The sequence below is a fragment of the Variovorax ginsengisoli genome (genome assembly GCF_030486595.1).
In the GTDB taxonomy this organism is placed as follows: domain Bacteria; phylum Pseudomonadota; class Gammaproteobacteria; order Burkholderiales; family Burkholderiaceae_C; genus Variovorax; species Variovorax ginsengisoli_B.
Genome location: NZ_JAUJZH010000004.1, coordinates 157,378 through 172,631, shown reverse-complemented (window position 1 = coordinate 172,631; position 15,254 = coordinate 157,378). Strand labels below are relative to the sequence as shown.

At 69.3% G+C, this 15,254-nt stretch carries 19 protein-coding genes; 14 read left to right on the top strand and 5 right to left on the bottom strand.

Annotated elements, in window-relative coordinates; all coding sequences use genetic code 11:
• Positions 1–3 precede the first annotated feature (3 nt).
• The 4 genes from QZH52_RS07670 to QZH52_RS07655 all read left to right on the top strand — a co-directional run bounded on the left by QZH52_RS07670 (position 4) and on the right by QZH52_RS07655 (position 2,156).
• Entirely contained in the window at positions 4–657 is a 654-nt protein-coding gene (locus tag QZH52_RS07670; protein WP_301806267.1) for a phosphatase PAP2 family protein, read from the top strand.
• A gap of 67 nt (positions 658–724) precedes the next feature.
• Positions 725–847, top strand: coding sequence for a hypothetical protein (locus tag QZH52_RS07665; protein WP_286534350.1), 123 nt, complete (start codon positions 725–727; stop codon positions 845–847).
• On the top strand, positions 844–1,071 hold the full coding sequence (locus QZH52_RS07660) for a hypothetical protein (RefSeq protein WP_301806260.1): 228 nt from the start codon (positions 844–846) through the stop codon (positions 1,069–1,071). The genes QZH52_RS07665 and QZH52_RS07660 overlap by 4 nt, the downstream gene beginning before the upstream one ends.
• Positions 1,068–2,156: a serine endopeptidase gene (locus QZH52_RS07655; RefSeq protein WP_301806258.1), complete on the top strand. Its 1,089-nt coding sequence runs from the start codon at positions 1,068–1,070 to the stop codon at positions 2,154–2,156. The genes QZH52_RS07660 and QZH52_RS07655 overlap by 4 nt, the downstream gene beginning before the upstream one ends.
• On the opposite strand, the gene QZH52_RS07650 is transcribed toward QZH52_RS07655, so the two are convergent.
• Positions 2,129–2,908, bottom strand: coding sequence for an SDR family NAD(P)-dependent oxidoreductase (locus QZH52_RS07650; RefSeq protein ID WP_301806254.1), 780 nt, complete (start codon positions 2,906–2,908; stop codon positions 2,129–2,131). The genes QZH52_RS07655 and QZH52_RS07650 overlap by 28 nt on opposite strands.
• An 88-nt stretch (positions 2,909–2,996) precedes the next feature.
• On the opposite strand from QZH52_RS07650, the gene QZH52_RS07645 reads away from it, so the two are divergent.
• Entirely contained in the window at positions 2,997–3,932 is a 936-nt protein-coding gene (locus QZH52_RS07645; protein WP_301806252.1) for an aldose 1-epimerase, read from the top strand.
• Positions 3,933–3,943: 11 nt separating this feature from the next.
• Here QZH52_RS07645 and tgt read toward each other — a convergent pair whose 3' ends face one another.
• Positions 3,944–5,116 carry a tRNA guanosine(34) transglycosylase Tgt gene (gene tgt, locus QZH52_RS07640; protein WP_301806249.1) on the bottom strand — a complete coding sequence of 391 codons (1,173 nt, stop codon included), beginning with the start codon at positions 5,114–5,116 and terminating at the stop codon, positions 3,944–3,946.
• Positions 5,110–6,162: a tRNA preQ1(34) S-adenosylmethionine ribosyltransferase-isomerase QueA gene (gene queA / locus QZH52_RS07635; protein ID WP_301806247.1), complete on the bottom strand. Its 1,053-nt coding sequence runs from the start codon at positions 6,160–6,162 to the stop codon at positions 5,110–5,112. The genes tgt and queA overlap by 7 nt, the downstream gene beginning before the upstream one ends.
• Before the next feature lie 80 nt (positions 6,163–6,242).
• Here queA and recG point away from each other — a divergent pair, with 80 nt between their 5' ends.
• The 4 genes from recG (at position 6,243) to ubiA (ending at position 10,972) form a co-directional block, all read left to right on the top strand.
• The gene (recG, locus tag QZH52_RS07630) at positions 6,243–8,351 is read left to right on the top strand and encodes an ATP-dependent DNA helicase RecG (protein ID WP_301806244.1); all 2,109 of its coding nucleotides are present in this window, start codon (positions 6,243–6,245) and stop codon (positions 8,349–8,351) included.
• 59 nt (positions 8,352–8,410) lie between these two features.
• Positions 8,411–9,376: a LysR substrate-binding domain-containing protein gene (locus QZH52_RS07625; protein ID WP_301806242.1), complete on the top strand. Its 966-nt coding sequence runs from the start codon at positions 8,411–8,413 to the stop codon at positions 9,374–9,376.
• Positions 9,377–9,459: 83 nt separating this feature from the next.
• Positions 9,460–10,053 carry a Dps family protein gene (locus tag QZH52_RS07620; RefSeq protein WP_286521990.1) on the top strand — a complete coding sequence of 198 codons (594 nt, stop codon included), beginning with the start codon at positions 9,460–9,462 and terminating at the stop codon, positions 10,051–10,053.
• A gap of 49 nt (positions 10,054–10,102) precedes the next feature.
• Positions 10,103–10,972 carry a 4-hydroxybenzoate octaprenyltransferase gene (ubiA, locus tag QZH52_RS07615; protein WP_301806734.1) on the top strand — a complete coding sequence of 290 codons (870 nt, stop codon included), beginning with the start codon at positions 10,103–10,105 and terminating at the stop codon, positions 10,970–10,972.
• 7 nt (positions 10,973–10,979) lie between these two features.
• On the opposite strand, the gene proC is transcribed toward ubiA, so the two are convergent.
• Both proC and QZH52_RS07605 read right to left on the bottom strand, forming a co-directional pair.
• Positions 10,980–11,837, bottom strand: coding sequence for a pyrroline-5-carboxylate reductase (gene proC, locus QZH52_RS07610; RefSeq protein WP_301806240.1), 858 nt, complete (start codon positions 11,835–11,837; stop codon positions 10,980–10,982).
• A complete protein-coding gene (locus QZH52_RS07605; protein ID WP_366919274.1) occupies positions 11,834–12,991 on the bottom strand; it encodes an esterase-like activity of phytase family protein in 1,158 nt (385 codons plus the stop codon). The genes proC and QZH52_RS07605 overlap by 4 nt, the downstream gene beginning before the upstream one ends.
• 264 nt (positions 12,992–13,255) lie before the next feature.
• Here QZH52_RS07605 and rplN point away from each other — a divergent pair, with 264 nt between their 5' ends.
• From rplN to rpsH, 5 genes are read left to right on the top strand one after another with little or no spacing between them, the layout of a single operon-like run.
• Positions 13,256–13,624, top strand: a complete 369-nt coding sequence (gene rplN, locus QZH52_RS07600) for a 50S ribosomal protein L14 (RefSeq protein ID WP_068674584.1) — start codon at positions 13,256–13,258, stop codon at positions 13,622–13,624.
• 13 nt (positions 13,625–13,637) lie between these two features.
• A complete protein-coding gene (gene rplX / locus QZH52_RS07595) occupies positions 13,638–13,955 on the top strand; it encodes a 50S ribosomal protein L24 (RefSeq protein ID WP_286521994.1) in 318 nt (105 codons plus the stop codon).
• Positions 13,956–13,966: 11 nt separating this feature from the next.
• On the top strand, positions 13,967–14,506 hold the full coding sequence (gene rplE / locus QZH52_RS07590; RefSeq protein WP_028250827.1) for a 50S ribosomal protein L5: 540 nt from the start codon (positions 13,967–13,969) through the stop codon (positions 14,504–14,506).
• An 8-nt stretch (positions 14,507–14,514) separates the two neighbouring features.
• The gene (rpsN, locus tag QZH52_RS07585) at positions 14,515–14,820 is read left to right on the top strand and encodes a 30S ribosomal protein S14 (protein WP_286371088.1); all 306 of its coding nucleotides are present in this window, start codon (positions 14,515–14,517) and stop codon (positions 14,818–14,820) included.
• Positions 14,821–14,840: 20 nt separating this feature from the next.
• The gene (rpsH, locus tag QZH52_RS07580) at positions 14,841–15,236 is read left to right on the top strand and encodes a 30S ribosomal protein S8 (RefSeq protein ID WP_286521995.1); all 396 of its coding nucleotides are present in this window, start codon (positions 14,841–14,843) and stop codon (positions 15,234–15,236) included.
• Positions 15,237–15,254 lie beyond the last annotated feature (18 nt).

Below are 15,254 nucleotides of genomic sequence, written 5' to 3'. Positions count from 1 at the left end.
CCGATGCCCCATTTGCACGATCTCCTGCACGCGATCACCTGGTTCGGTGACAGCGGCTTCCTGCTGCCGGCCTCGCTCTGGATCGGCGTCTGGCTCGGAATTCGCAGCCCCACCCGGCCGCTGGCGTGGCTGTGGATCCTGCTGTTCGGCTTCGGCGGCAGCCTGATCGCCGCGTCGAAGATCGCCTTCCTCGGCTGGGGCATCGGCAGCGCCCGGCTCGATTTCACGGGCTTCAGCGGCCACACGGCGATCGCCGCCAGCGTCTGGCCCGTGGCCTGCTGGCTGGCGGTCTCGCGCTGTGGGCACCGCGCGCGGGTCGCGGCGGCCGTTTTCGGCTGGCTGTTCGCCGCCTTCATCGGCGCCACCCGGCTGGCGCTCGACGCCCATTCGTGGTCGGAAGTCATCGCCGGCTACGCGCTCGGCGTGGGCGTCAGCGCCACCTTCCTCTGGTGGCAGCATCGCATGCCGCACCCCCGCGTGAGCTGGGTGCTGGTGCTGCTGAGCCTGGCGACCCCCCTGTTCTTCCTGCAGCCCGGCACGCCGGCGCCGACCCAGAGCCTGCTCGAGAAAATCGCCGTGCGGCTGGCAGGGATCGAGCGGCCTTTCACGCGCGCCGACCTGCTGGCCGGCCGCCGGACGCCGCTTGGTATCGAATAGCGATACCGGCGGCGCAGGGTATCGGCACCACCGAAGGAGTGGACCCGGGGCGTCCGGTGGCCGAACCATGATCCGCCCACTTTCAACGGCGGACGAGAAGAATTCCATGAAGCTGTATCTGCTGACATTCCTGGTGGCCGCCTGCGCCGCCTGCACCCACCTCATCACGCCGGGCGGGAGCCCGTGGTGAGCCGCCAGAGCACCAATTTCGGTCCTTACGAGCGGGAGTACCGGGAGCGGGTGCCGCGCTCGCAGCACCTGCTGCGGCTGGCGCTGCAGGCAGGGCTGACGGCCACCGCCGTGATCGCGGCCGGCGTCTTCGTGTTCCCGATGGAGCGCAAGCCGGAGGCGGCCGTCGTCCAGAATCAGCCGGCCCGTTTCACCCCCCCCGTCAACAGAGGAAGATTGCAATGAGCAAGGCACTGCGCCTGTCCGAAAAGTGGTTTCGCCGCGGCCTGTGGGTGGTGGCGATTGTGTTCGCCAGCTTCCTGGTCGGGCTCGGTAGCACGATCGTCGGCGACCTGCCCCGGGTCGAGCACCGGATCGAGCTCGATGATTTCATCGACCGCGCGGCGGCCGACCCGCTGCGCACCACGGTGCGCGATGCCGAGCGCAGCGAGCAGCAGGCCGGGCGCGAGCGCGAGCAGGCCGAGCTCAAGCTGGTCACGGCCCAGCAGGCCAGCCGGGCGGCGCGCGAGACCTTCGGCAACTGGCTCGCCACCCGCCGCGCCACCGCCCAGCCCGACCAGGACACCGAGCTGATCGCCCGCACCAGGGCGCTCGACGCCTTGAAGGCGAAGGAGGACGAGGCAGAGCGCGGCGTGGTGGCGCAGCGCCAGATCGCGCTCGACGCCCGGCAGTCGCGGCAGCGGGCCCAGCAGCAGCTGGCGCTGCTCGAGGAAGAAGCACGCAAACGGCTCGAGGCCGAGAACCGCAAGGTCGAATTGCGGGTGTTCCTTTACCGGCTGGCGCTCACGCTGCCGTTGCTGGTGGTCGCCGGCTGGCTGTTCGCGAAGAAGCGCAAGAGCACCTGGTGGCCCTTCGTCTGGGGCTTCATCTACTTCGCGCTGTTCGCCTTCTTCGTCGAACTCGTGCCTTACCTGCCAAGCTATGGCGGCTACGTGCGCTATGTGGTGGGGATCGTGGTGACGGTGCTGGTCGGGCGCTACGCCATCCTGGCACTCAACCGCTACCTGGCACGGCAGAAGCTGGCCGAGGCCCAGCCGGAGACCGTGCGCCGCAACGAGCTGAGCTACGACACCGCGCTGGCTCGGCTGGCCAAGAGCGTGTGCCCGGGCTGCGAGCGTCCGGTCGACCTCAAGAACACCGAGATCGATTTCTGCCCGCACTGCGGCATCGGCCTGTTCGACCACTGCCGGGCCTGCGACGCGCGCAAGAGCGCCTTCGCCAAGTTCTGCCATGCCTGCGGGACCTCTGCCGCGCCGGACGCCACGGCGCTGCCGGGGCCGCTTCAGGTCCAGCCGGCGTCCACCACGTAGTCCTGGGCGCTGCACATCTTCGAATCGTCGGCGGCCAGGAACAGCGCCATGGCGGCGATGTCCTCGGCCATCACGCGGCCGGGCAGGCATTGGGCGGCGTCGATCTCGGCGTGCGACTCGGGCTTGACCCACAGCCGCAGCTGGCGCTCGGTCATGACCCAGCCCGGCACGATCGTGTTGACGCGGATATTGGCCTTGCCCAGGTCGCGCGCCAGCGAGCGCGTGAGTCCGCGGGCGGCCGACTTGCAGGCCTGGTAGACCGGATAGCCGGCGCCCTTGATCATCCAGCTGATCGAGCCGAAGTTGATGATCGAGCCGCCGCCGAGCGCGCGCATGTCGTCGGCCACCGCCTGGGCGGCGAAGAACTGGTGCTTGAAGTTGACCGCCACCAGGCGGTCGAAATCCTCGCTCGTGACGTCGGCCATCTGGTGCCGGCGGTCGTTGGCGGCGTTGTTCAGCAGCACCCGGATCGGGCCGAAGCGCGCGCGCACCGCCCCGATGGCGGCCGCGAGCGCGGCCACGTCGGTGACGTCGCATTCGAGGAACAGCGGCGCGTTGCCGCCGCCGAGCTGCTGCGCCAGCGCCGTGCCGGCCGCGACGTCGAGGTCGCAGAAGCCGACCCGGGCGCCCTGCGCATGGAAGGCGCGCACCAGGCCCTCGCCGATGCCGGAGGCACCGCCGGAAATGAAGACGGTGCGTCCGGCCAGCGAAGGGTAGATGGCCGATGGGGCCGGGGAAGTCGATGTGGTCATGGGCAAATTCTGACCTCCTCGCGTGTCGCCCGCCACCCGCGTGGCCGAAAATAGCCGGCGTCCGCAACGCTTGACGAGGTGCCTTCGAATGAGTGACGAGCAGACAGGCGCAGCCAGCCCCGCGGGCCTGGTCGAACTGGCCGCCGGCGCGATGCGGCTGCGGCTGGCGCCGCGCGTCGGCGGTGCCATCGCGGCGCTGCACGAGCAGCACGGCGACGAGCGGCTCGACTGGCTGCGGCCGGCCACGCCCGAAGACCTGGCGCGCGGCGATCCCTTCGCGATGGGCAGCTTCCCGTTGCTGCCGTGGTGCAACCGGATCCGCGACAGCCGGGCGCATTTCGGCGGCCGCGAGATCGCCCTGGCCGCCGGCCACCCGGCGCGGCCGTCGGGCAAGCATGCGCTGCACGGATTGGGCTGGCTGCGGCCCTGGCAGGTGGCCGAGGCGGGTCCGGCGCGGGCACGCCTCGGGCTGGCCCGCGAGGCCGACGGGCAATGGCCCTGGGACTTCGAGGCCTCGCAGCTGTTCGAGCTCGATTCCACGGGGCTGCGCTGCACGGTGGCCTTGACCAACCGGGATTCGGCGCCGATGCCCGCCGGCATCGGCCACCACCCGTACTTCCCGCACCGTCGCGGCACGCGGCTGCGGGCCGATACCGCGGCCATGTGGCGGGCCGACGCCGAGGTCATGCCGGTGTCGCTCGAAGCCGGCGCCGAGGTCGCGCGGCTGCGCGAGGGCGTGCTGCTGTCGGAACTGGATCTCGACAACAACTTCACGGGCTGGCAGCGCGAGACCCGCATCGAGTGGCCCGATGCCGGGCGCGTGCTGGAGCTGGCGGCCGATGCGCCGCTGGACTTCTTCGTTCTCTATTGCCCGCGCGGCGGCGACCACTTCTGCGCCGAGCCTGTGAGCCAGTGCACCGACGCGATCAACCTGGCGGGGCGGCATGGGCCGCGGGAGATCGGCGGCGCGGTGCTGGCGCCGGGCCAGACCTTGTCGGGGTCGTGGACCCTGCGCCGCGCGTAAATCCGGCGGGCCTAGATCCCGCGCGCCCGGTCCGCCTTGAAGCGGACGCGGAATTCGGCAAAGGTGCCGGCATCGAGCGCCTCGCGGATCTCACGCATCAGGTTCAGGTAGTAGTGCAGGTTGTGGATGGTGGTCAGCATCGGGCCCAGCATCTCGCCGCAGCGGTCGAGATGGTGCAGGTAGGCGCGGCTGAAGCCGTCGCGGCCGCCGGCCTCCCACGGCACGCCGGAGGCTCCGGCGCAGGCATGGCAGGTGCAGCTGGCGTCGATCGGCTGCGGATCGCTCTTGTGGCGGGCGTTGCGCATCTTCAGGTCGCCATAGCGCGAGAACAGCGTGCCGTTGCGCGCGTTGCGCGTCGGCATCACGCAATCGAACATGTCGACGCCCTGCGCCACGCCTTCGACCAGGTCCTCGGGCGTGCCGACACCCATCAGGTAGCGCGGCTTGTGGGCCGGCAGCTTGTGCGGCGTGTGCGCCATGATCCGCAGCATCTCGTCCTTGGGCTCGCCGACGCTGACGCCGCCGATCGCATAGCCAGGGAAGTCCATCTCGACCAGCTGCGCCAGCGATTCCTCGCGCAGGTTCTCGAACATGCCGCCCTGGACGATGCCGAACAGGGCGTTGGGGTTGTCGAGCCGCGCGAATTCGGACTGGCAGCGCCTGGCCCAGCGCAGGCTGAGTTCCATCGACTTGCGCGCTTCGGCCTCGGTCGTGACGTGGCCGTCGACGTCGTAGGGCGTGCATTCGTCGAACTGCATCACGATGTCGCTGTTCAGGATGGTCTGGATCTGCATCGAGACCTCGGGCGTGAGGAACAGGCGGTCGCCGTTGACCGGCGATGCGAAGCGGACGCCTTCCTCGCTGATCTTGCGCATCGCGCCCAGCGACCAGACCTGGAAGCCGCCCGAGTCGGTGAGGATCGGCTTGTCCCACTTCTCGAACTGGTGCAGGCCGCCGAAGGCCGCCATGACGTCGAGGCCGGGCCGCATCCAGAGATGGAAGGTGTTGCCGAGAATGATCTGGGCGCCCATCTCGTGCAGGCTGCGCGGCATCACGCCCTTGACGGTGCCGTAGGTGCCGACCGGCATGAAGATCGGCGTCTGCACCACGCCGTGATTGAGCGTGAGGGTGCCGCGGCGCGCGTGGCTGGTCGGGTCGGTGGCGAGGAGTTCGAAGTTCAGCATGGTGCAGTAGGGGTTCTTGCGAGCAGCATCGCGTCGCCGTAGCTGAAGAAGCGGTAGTTCTCGCGGATCGCGTGGGCGTACAGCGCCATCACGCGCTCGTAGCCGGCGAAGGCGCTGACCAGCATCATCAGCGTGCTCTTGGGCAGGTGGAAGTTGGTGACCAGCAGGTCGACGTGCGCGAAGGCGAAGCCCGGCGTGATGAAGATCCGGGTGTCGCCCGCGGCCTCGCCGCTCTTCGCCCACGACTCGAGCGTGCGCACGGTGGTGGTGCCGACCGCGACCACGCGGCCGCCGCGCGCCTTGCACTCGGCGATCGCCCGCTGCGTTGCCTCGGGCACCTCGTAGCGCTCGGCATGCATCTGGTGCTGGGCGATGTCCTCGGTCTTGACCGGCTGGAAGGTGCCGGCGCCCACATGCAGCGTGACGTTGGCGCGCTGCACGCCGCGCGCCTCCAGCGCAGCCAGCAGCGCGGCGTCGAAGTGCAGCGCCGCGGTGGGTGCCGCGACCGCGCCGGGCACGCGCGCGAACACCGTCTGGTAGCGGCTCTCGTCGTCGGCCGAGTCGGTGTGGGTGATGTAGGGCGGCAGCGGCACGTGGCCGCAGCGCGCCATCAGCGCGTAGGGGTCTTCGCCCGCGGGGCTGTCGAAGCGGAAGCGGAACAGCGCGCCGTCCTCCTCGGGCCAGCGGCCCAGCAAGGTGGCCGCGAAGCCGCCCGCCATCGCCAGCGTGGTGCCGACCGGCGGCTTCTTGCTGACCTTCATGTGGGCCACCACCTCGGCGCCCTGCAGCACGCGCTCCACCAGCAGCTCGAGCTTGCCGCCGGTGGGCTTCTCGCCGAACAGGCGCGCCTTGACGACGCGGGTGTCGTTGAACACCAGCAGGTCGCCGGCGCGCAGCAGCGAGGGCAACTGGTTGAAGATGCGGTCGACGGCCGGCGCGCCGGTGCCGTCGAGCAGGCGCGAGGCGCTGCGTTCGCTGGCGGGATGCTGGGCCACCAGTTCGGGCGGCAGGTCGAAATCGAAATCGGAAAGCGTGAAGGCGCGCATGGTGCTTGAGGGCCGGACGGGCCCGTGCCAAGGAGGCATGGGGAAAAGGAGGGCGGCGAGGAGCCGGGCAGAATTGTCCCATGTCCGCCCTGCCCAAGTCGCCTCCACCCCCAAAGCCCGCCGCCGCGCCCGCGCCCGGCACCGGCCTGAGCGTGGTGCAGCGGGCGCTGCGCAAGCTCGGCCTGGTGCGCGACATCGACTTCGCCCTCTACCTGCCGATGCGCTACGAGGACGAGACCCGGATCGTCCGGCTGGCCGACGTGCGCGACGGGGAGAGCGCGCAGATCGAGGCGGTGGTGACCGACAGCGAGGTCGTGTTTCGCCCCCGTCGGCAGCTGATCGTGACCGTCGACGACGGCAGCGACACCTGCCAGCTGCGCTTCTTCAATTTCTACCCGTCGCAGCAGAAGCAGCTGGCGGTCGGCGCCCGGGTGCGGGTGCGCGGCGAGGTGCGCGGCGGCTTCCTCGGGCGCCAGATGATGCACCCGGCCGTCAAGGCCGCCGGCACCGCGCTGCCCGAGGCGCTGACGCCGGTCTATTCGACCATCGCCGGCCTGGCCCAGCCGGTGCTGCGGCGCGAGGTGCGCGCCGGCCTGGCGCGGGCCGTGCTCGACGAGACCCTGCCCGCGGGCGCCGCGCCGCATGGCGCCTGGGAGCTGCGCCGCGCGCTCGACTTCCTGCACTACCCGGCGCCGGACGTGCCGATGGCCACGCTCGAGGACCACAGCCATCCGGCCTGGCAGCGGCTGAAGGCCGACGAGCTGCTGGCCCAGCAGCTCTCGCAGCTGCAGGCGCGGCGGGCCCGGGCGGCGCAGCGCGCGCCGGTGCTCGATGCGGCCGCTTCGGGCGCCTCCCTGCACACGGAACTGCTGGCCGCCTTGCCCTTCGCCCTCACCGGGGCGCAGCAGCGGGTCGGCGTCGAGATCACCCGCGACCTCGGGCGCGCGCTGCCGATGCACCGGCTGCTGCAGGGCGACGTCGGTTCCGGCAAGACCGTGGTGGCGGCGCTGGCGGCGGCGCGCTGCATCGATGCCGGCCACCAGTGCGCGCTGATGGCGCCGACCGAGATCCTGGCGGCCCAGCACTTCGGCAAGCTGGTCGGCTGGCTCGATCCGCTGCTGGCCGAGCGCGGCCTGCGCGTGGCATGGCTCACCGGCAGCCAGAAAAAGAAAGAGCGCGACCAGATGTCGGCCGCGGTCGAGAGCGGCGAGGCGGCGCTGGTGATCGGCACCCATGCCGTCATTTCGGAGAAGGTGCATTTCAGCAAGCTCGCGCTGGCGATCATCGACGAGCAGCACCGCTTCGGCGTGGCCCAGCGGCTGGCCCTGCGCGGCAAGGCGGTCGGCGACCTCGAGCCGCATCTGCTGATGATGAGCGCGACGCCGATTCCGCGCACGCTGGCCATGAGCTACTACGCCGACCTCGACGTCTCCACGCTCGACGAGCTGCCGCCGGGCCGCACGCCGATCGTCACCAAGCTGGTGGCCGAGCACCGCCGCGACGAGGTCATCGACCGCATCCAGGCCCAGCTCGAGCAGGGCCGGCAGGTCTACTGGGTCTGCCCGCTGATCGAGGAGAGCGAGGCGGTCGACCTGCGCAACGCCACCGAGACGCGCGACGAACTGGCCGGCGCGCTCGGCGAGAAGGTCGGCGTCGGCCTGCTGCATTCGCGCATGCCCATCGCCGAGAAGCAGGCGGTGATGGAGAGCTTCACGGCCAACCGGCTGCAGGTGCTGGTCAGCACCACGGTGATCGAGGTCGGGGTCGACGTGCCCAACGCCTCGCTCATGGTCATCGAGCACGCCGAGCGCTTCGGGCTCTCGCAGCTGCACCAGCTGCGCGGCCGGGTGGGGCGCGGCGCCGCTGCCTCGGCCTGCGTGCTGCTCTATGCGCCGAACGAGGGCGGCCGGGTCGGCGAGGCCGCGCGCGCCCGGCTCAAGGCGATGGCCGAGACCGCCGATGGCTTCGAGATCGCCCGCCGCGACCTCGAGATCCGCGGTCCGGGCGAGTTCCTCGGCGCCCGCCAGTCGGGCGCGCCGCTGCTGCGCTTCGCCGACCTCACGACCGATGTCATGCTGCTCGACTGGGCCCGCGAACTGGCGCCGCAGATGCTCGACCGGGACCCGGCGCTGGCCGAAAAGCACGTCGACCGCTGGCTCGGCAGCAAGGCCGAATACCTGAAAGCCTGACGGCCTGCGCCGGCCGATGGCGCAGGCGATGCGCCCCTTGCGCATAATTGACGCAGACTATGACCCTCACCGAACTCAAATACATCGTTGCGGTCGCCCGCGAGCGGCATTTCGGCAAGGCGGCCGAGGCCTGCTACGTCTCGCAGCCCACGCTGTCGGTCGCCATCAAGAAGCTCGAGGACGAGCTCGAGCTCAAGCTGTTCGAGCGCAGCGCCGGCGAAGTCACGGTCACGCCGCTGGGCGAGCAGATCGTGCAGCAGGCGCAGAGCGTGCTCGACCAGGCGGCGAGCATCAAGGAGATCGCCAAGCGCGGCAAGGACCCGCTGTCCGGTCCGCTGAACCTCGGCGTGATCTACACCATCGGCCCCTACCTGCTGCCCGACCTGGTGCGCCAGAACATCGCTCGCACGCCGCAGATGCCGCTGGTGCTGCAGGAGAACTTCACGGCCAAGCTGCTCGAGATGCTGCGCGCCGGCGAGATCGACTGCGCGATCATGGCCGAGCCCTTTCCCGACACCGGTCTCGCGATGGCCGCGCTCTACGACGAGCCCTTCATGGCTGCCCTGCCGGCGCACCATCCGTTGGCCGAGCGCGAGTCGGTGAGCTCCGACGAGCTCAAGAAGGAAACCATGCTGCTGCTCGGCACCGGCCATTGCTTCCGCGACCATGTGCTCGAGGTCTGCCCCGAGTTCGCGCGCTTCTCGAGCAATGCCGAGGGCATCCGCAAGAGCTTCGAGGGTTCCTCGCTCGAGACCATCAAGCACATGGTGGCCTCGGGCATGGGCGTGACGCTGGTGCCGCGGCTGTCGGTGCCGGCCGAGGCGCTCAAGCCGCGCGGCAAGGGCCGCAAGGAGCCCGAGCAGATCGTGCGCTACCTGCCGGTGCGCGACACCCACGGCGGCGAGCCGCCGACGCGCCGCGTGGTGCTGGCCTGGCGGCGCAGCTTCACCCGCTACGAGGCGATCGCGGCGCTGCGCAACGCGATCTATGCCTGCGAGTTGCCGGGCGTCAAGCGCTTGTCCTGAGATAGAGTGCGGCTGTTGCGAAGCGGCCCCCGCTTGGCTCCGTTCCTCCTGCCGTCAACCTTCCTCTAGAAAGACCCGTCGCCATGGCCAAAGTCGTCAAGAAGCCGAAGTCGCCCGCCACCCCTGCACCGGCATCCTCCGCCGGCAAGGTGCCGAAGAAAGGCGGCGTCAAGGTCGCCGAGGAATCGGGCAGCCGCAATGCGCCGATCATCAACATCGGCATCGACCGCCAGGACCGCGCAGCCATCGCCGAGGGCCTGAGCCGCGTGCTGGCCGACACCTACACGCTGTACCTGACGACCCACAACTTCCACTGGAACGTGACCGGTCCGCATTTCAACTCGCTGCACGCGATGTTCATGACCCAGTACACCGAGCTGTGGGGCTCGACCGACGTGATCGCCGAGCGCATCCGCGCGCTGGGCCACTACGCGCCGGGCTCCTATGCGGAGTTCAGCAAGATCGCCACCGTGCCCGACGTGCCGCAGACGCCGCCCAAGGCCATGGAGATGGTGCGGATCCTGGTCAAGGGCCACGAGACCGTGTCGCGGATCGCGCGCGAGTTCATTCCCGTGGCCGAGGAAGCGGGCGACGATCCGACCGCCGACATGCTGACCGCCCGCTGCACCGTGCACGACCAGACAGCCTGGATGCTGCGTTCGCTCCTTGAAGAATGATGCCTTGGCCGGGCCCGGGCAGGACGCCGGGCCGGCCGTCTCGACGCCCATGCCCGAGCCCCGCCGCACACGCCTCGCGCTCTACCTGGACCTGATCCGCTGGAACCGCCCGGCCGGCTGGCTGCTGCTGCTCTGGCCCACCCTCGGCGCGCTGTGGTTCGCCGGTGGCGGCTGGCCCGGATGGCACCTGCTGGTGGTCTTCGTCCTCGGCACCTTCCTGATGCGCAGCGCGGGCTGCTGCATCAACGACGTCGCCGACCGCGACTTCGACCGCCACGTCAAGCGCACCGCGCAGCGGCCGGTCACGAGCGGCGCGATCTCGGTCAAGGAGGCGCTGGCGCTGGGCGCGGCGTTGGCGCTGTGTGCCTTCGCGCTGGTGCTCACCACCAACCAGCCGACGGTGCTGTGGTCCTTCGTGGCGCTGGCCGTGACGCTGGCCTATCCCTACGCCAAGCGCTTCGTCTCGATTCCGCAGGCGGTGCTGGGCATCGCCTTCAGTTTCGGCATCCCGATGGCCTTCTCCGCGGTCCGGGGCGAGGTGCCGGCGCTGGCCTGGTGGCTGCTTGCGGGCAACCTGTTCTGGGTGCTGGCCTACGACACCGAGTACGCGATGGTCGACCGCGACGACGACCTGCTGATCGGCATGAAGACCTCGGCGATCACTTTCGGGCGCTTCGACGTCCCGATCGTGATGGCCTGCTACCTCACGTTCCTGGTGGTCTGGACCGCGATCGGCGCCGGCATGGGACTGGGCCCGGTGTTCTACCTGGCGATCGCCGCGGCGGCGGCGCAGGCGCTCTGGCACTGGCGCCTGATCCGCGACCGGACGCGCGAAGGCTGCTTCAAGGCCTTCCGCCTCAACCACTGGCTGGGCTTCACCGTGTTCGTCGGCGTGGTGGCGGGCTACGCCCTGCCTTGAATCGGGCTCAGCCCTTGCCGAACTCCGCGCCCAGCTCTTGGGCGCGCTGGTGCGCGGCACGGGCGGCGGCCTTGATCTTGCCGGCCACGTCGGCGTTTTCCATCGATGTGATCGCCGCGTAGGTGGTGCCGCCCTTGGAGGTCACGCGCTCGCGCAGCACCGCGGGCGGTTCGCTGGCGCTGGCGGCCAGCGCCGTGGCGCCCGAGAAGGTGCCGACCGCGAGCTGGTGGGCCTGCTCCGGTGTCAGGCCCAGCTCGATGCCGACCTCGGTCAGGGCCTCGATGAAATAGAACACGTAGGCCGGCCCGGAGCCGGAGATCGCGGTGACCGCGTCGAGCGCCTCCTCGGCGGCGACCCAGAGCAGTTCGCCGGTGGCGCCCAGCACCTGCTCGACCCGCTTTCGGCCCGCCGCGTCGACGGCTTCGCGAGCGAACAGCCCGGTCATGCCCTGGCCCACCAGGGCCGGCGTGTTGGGCATGGCGCGCACCACGCGCTCGGTGCCGAGCCAGCGCGCGATGCTGTCGGAGGGGATGCCGGCGGCGACGCTCAGGTGCACGGCGTCGGGTGCCAGGCCGCGGACCGGCTTGGCGGCCTCGGCGAAGCTCTGCGGCTTGACCGCCCAGACCACGAGCTCGCAGCGCGCCAGGGCCGCGCCGGCCTCGGCCTGGGCGACGATGCCGAAGTCGCGCGCCAGTCGCTCGCGGGCCTCGGCGAAGGGTTCGACCACCTCGAAAGTACTGGCCGGCGTGTCCTGCCGGATCAGCCCGGCGATGATCGCGCTGGCCATGTTGCCGCCGCCGATGAAGGCGATCGGGGGCAGGGGGGTCGGCTCCTGGCGGGGCAGGAAGGTGACTGCGATGTTCATGACTTGTCCGTGAATTCGAAGGCTGCGAACTGGGTGACCTGCAGAGGGTTGAAATTGTCGTCGCTCACCGCCACCAGCATCCGGCGGCCGCCGGGCAGATCGGGGCCCCAGCAGAGGCCCTCGGTGTTGTCCAGCCGTGAAAGCCCGAGCGCGGCGAAGTCCGCCACCAGTTTCTTCGGCACCGGACGGAGATTGTCGGCGGTCAGCGCGTCGAGGGCCAGGGTGTCGCTGGCGTCGCGGGTATCGATCTCGTAGAGCCGCAGCGAATTGCCGGCCCCGACCGCGTAGGCGCGCTCCAGCACCAGCATCCGGTGGGCGTCGATCATCAGCACCTCGCTCACGCCGTTGTCGGCGTGCGTGCCCGGCAGCAGGGGGCGCAGCGGGATCGGGTCGGGCAGGTAGGCGATCTGGCGCGCGGCCTGCCCGCTCGCCAGATCGATCCCGGTGAAGCGGCAGGGGCCGCCGGGCGCGCGCAGCGTGGGCGGCGGGCCGTCCTGGCGCAGCGCGTTCTCCATCGCCACCCAGGCGTGGCGGCCGTCCGGCGTCAGGCCCAGGCCCTCCAGGCTCAGGTTGTCCCGGGGGCCGCGCTGGTTGCTGCGGTCGGCCGCGAACATCGGGGGCAGCGCGATCTCCCGCACCAGCGTCCCGTCGCGCCGCGACTCGTAGAGCGCGGGGCCGAAGCCGCGGGAGACGTCGCCTTCGCTGGTCCAGAGCAGCGTTCCGGTGTCCGGCCGCCAGCGGATGGCTTCGGGGTCGACCACCGGGATGCCGGGGCTGGCGGCGCGGCGAGCGGGCCAGGGGCTGCCGTCAGCCTGTCGCAGCCATGTGACGCCGGTGGCCTCCGGCGGCAGGCGCCCGTCCACGTCCCAGTGCGCACTATAGAAACGTGCCGGCGCGAGATCGGACCGGTCGTCGCTGAGGAGCAGGAATTCGCCCGTTGCCCGGTCGTGGTCGATGCCGGACAGCCCGCCGACGGTGCTGCCCTGGTAGTCCATGCGGTGGGGCCAGCGCGCCTCGGCCAGCAGCCGCAGTGCCTGGCCCTCTCGGGCGGCAGGCGGTTGGGCCACCCCGCTGCGGCAGGCCGCCAGGCCGGCGGCGACCGCGGCCAGCAGCAGGCGGCGGCGGGAAAAGGGCGTCGAAGGTCGGGCTGGCACGCCGCGAGTCTACGGGCTCGCGTCCTCGTCGAACGGGGGTGTTGACGTCCTGCCAAGACTATGCAACAATCGCGGGCTTCGCTTTTAAAGGATCAACTTTAGGGGCGACGAGTGTTTCTGCAAATTTTGCAGTTTCAAGTTTCAGCCCAATGGAAGCGCGCCGGAGTGGTTTCGGTGTGTGGACGACGGGCCCAAGACTGACCGCAGCGCTGCCATTCGGGATTGTCCGAGCCAGCAAACGGTACAAGTTGGGAATATCACGACATGATCCAAACAGAATCTCGGCTCGATGTGGCCGACAACACGGGCGCGAAATCCGTCCTGTGTATCAAGGTGCTCGGCGGTTCCAAGCGGCGTTATGCCAGCGTGGGCGACGTCATCAAGGTCAGCATCAAGGAAGCTGCTCCTCGCGGTCGCGTCAAGAAGGGCGAGATCTACAGTGCAGTGGTGGTTCGCACCGCCAAGGGCATCCGTCGCGCCGACGGTTCGCTCGTCAAGTTCGACGGCAATGCCGCCGTGCTGCTCAACGCCAAGCTGGAGCCCATCGGCACCCGCATCTTCGGACCGGTCACGCGCGAACTGCGCACCGAGAAGTTCATGAAGATCGTGTCGCTGGCACCCGAAGTTCTGTAAGGACAACAACGCCATGAACAAGATTCGCAAAGGCGACCAGGTCATCGTGTTGGCCGGGCGCGACAAGGGCAAGCGCGGCACTGTGTCGCTGCGCAAGGATGATTCCCATCTGATCATCGAAGGCATCAACCTCGTCAAGAAGCACACCAAGCCGAACCCCCTCAAGGGTACGACCGGTGGCATCGTCGAGAAGGCCATGCCGATTCATCAATCCAACGTGGCGATCTTCAATGCCGCGACCGGCAAGGCCGATCGCGTGGGCATCAAGGTCACGGACGGCAAGCGCGTGCGCGTCTTCAAGTCCAGCGGCGAAGAAATCAAGCTGGCCTAAGGAGCACTCACATGGCACGCCTCCAACAACACTATCGCGAAAAAGTCGCGAAAGACCTGACCGAAAAGTTCGGCTACACCTCGCCGATGCAGGTCCCGCGCCTGACCAAGATCACGCTCAACATGGGCGTGGGTGAAGCAGTCGCCGACAAGAAGGTGCTCGACAACGCCGTTGCCGACCTCACCAAGATCGCCGGCCAGAAGCCCGTGGTCACCAAGTCGAAGAAGGCCATCGCCGGTTTCAAGATCCGCGAGAACCAGCCGATCGGCTGCATGGTCACGCTGCGCGGCGTCCAGATGTACGAATTCCTCGATCGTTTCGTGACCGTGGCCCTGCCGCGCGTGCGTGACTTCCGTGGTATTTCGGGTCGTGCCTTCGACGGCCGCGGCAACTACAACATCGGCGTCAAAGAGCAGATCATTTTCCCCGAGATCGAATACGACAAGGTCGATGCCCTGCGCGGTCTCAATATCAGCATCACGACGACGGCCAAGACCGACGAAGAAGCCAAGGCGCTTCTCGCTGGCTTCCGTTTCCCGTTCAAGAACTGAGGCGACCTGTGGCTAAAGCATCTTTGATCCAACGCGAACTCAAGCGCGACAACCTGGTCGCCAAGTACGCCGCGAAGCACGCCGAACTCAAGGCGATCGCCAACGACTTCAAGAAGAGCGACGAAGAGCGCGCTGCTGCCCGCCTGGGCCTGCAGAAGCTGCCGCGCAACGCGAACCCCACGCGCCAGCGCAACCGTTGCGAAATCACCGGTCGTCCGCGTGGCACCTTCCGTCAATTCGGTCTGGGCCGCGCCAAGATCCGCGAACTGGCATTCAACGGCGACATCCCCGGTGTCACCAAGGCCAGCTGGTAAGCCAGGCAGGAGCAAACAACATGAGCATGAGTGATCCCATTGCCGACCTGCTGACGCGTATCCGTAACGCGCAGATGGTGGCGAAGCCCACTGTGTCGGTCCCGTCTTCCAAGGTGAAGACCGCGATCGCGCAAGTCCTGAAGGACGAAGGCTACATCGACGGCTTCCAGGTCAAGACCGAAGCCGGCAAGTCCGAACTCGTCATCACGCTGAAGTACTACGCTGGCCGTCCGGTCATCGAGCGCATCGAGCGTGTGAGCCGTCCCGGCCTGCGCGTCTACAAGGCAGCGCAAGCCATTCCGCAAGTCCAGAACGGCCTCGGCGTCGCCATCGTCACGACCCCCCAGGGCGTGATGACCGACCGCAAGGCGCGCGCTACCGGTGTCGGTGGCGAAGTCCTGTGCTACGTCGCCTGACCGAGACATCGAGGAGTC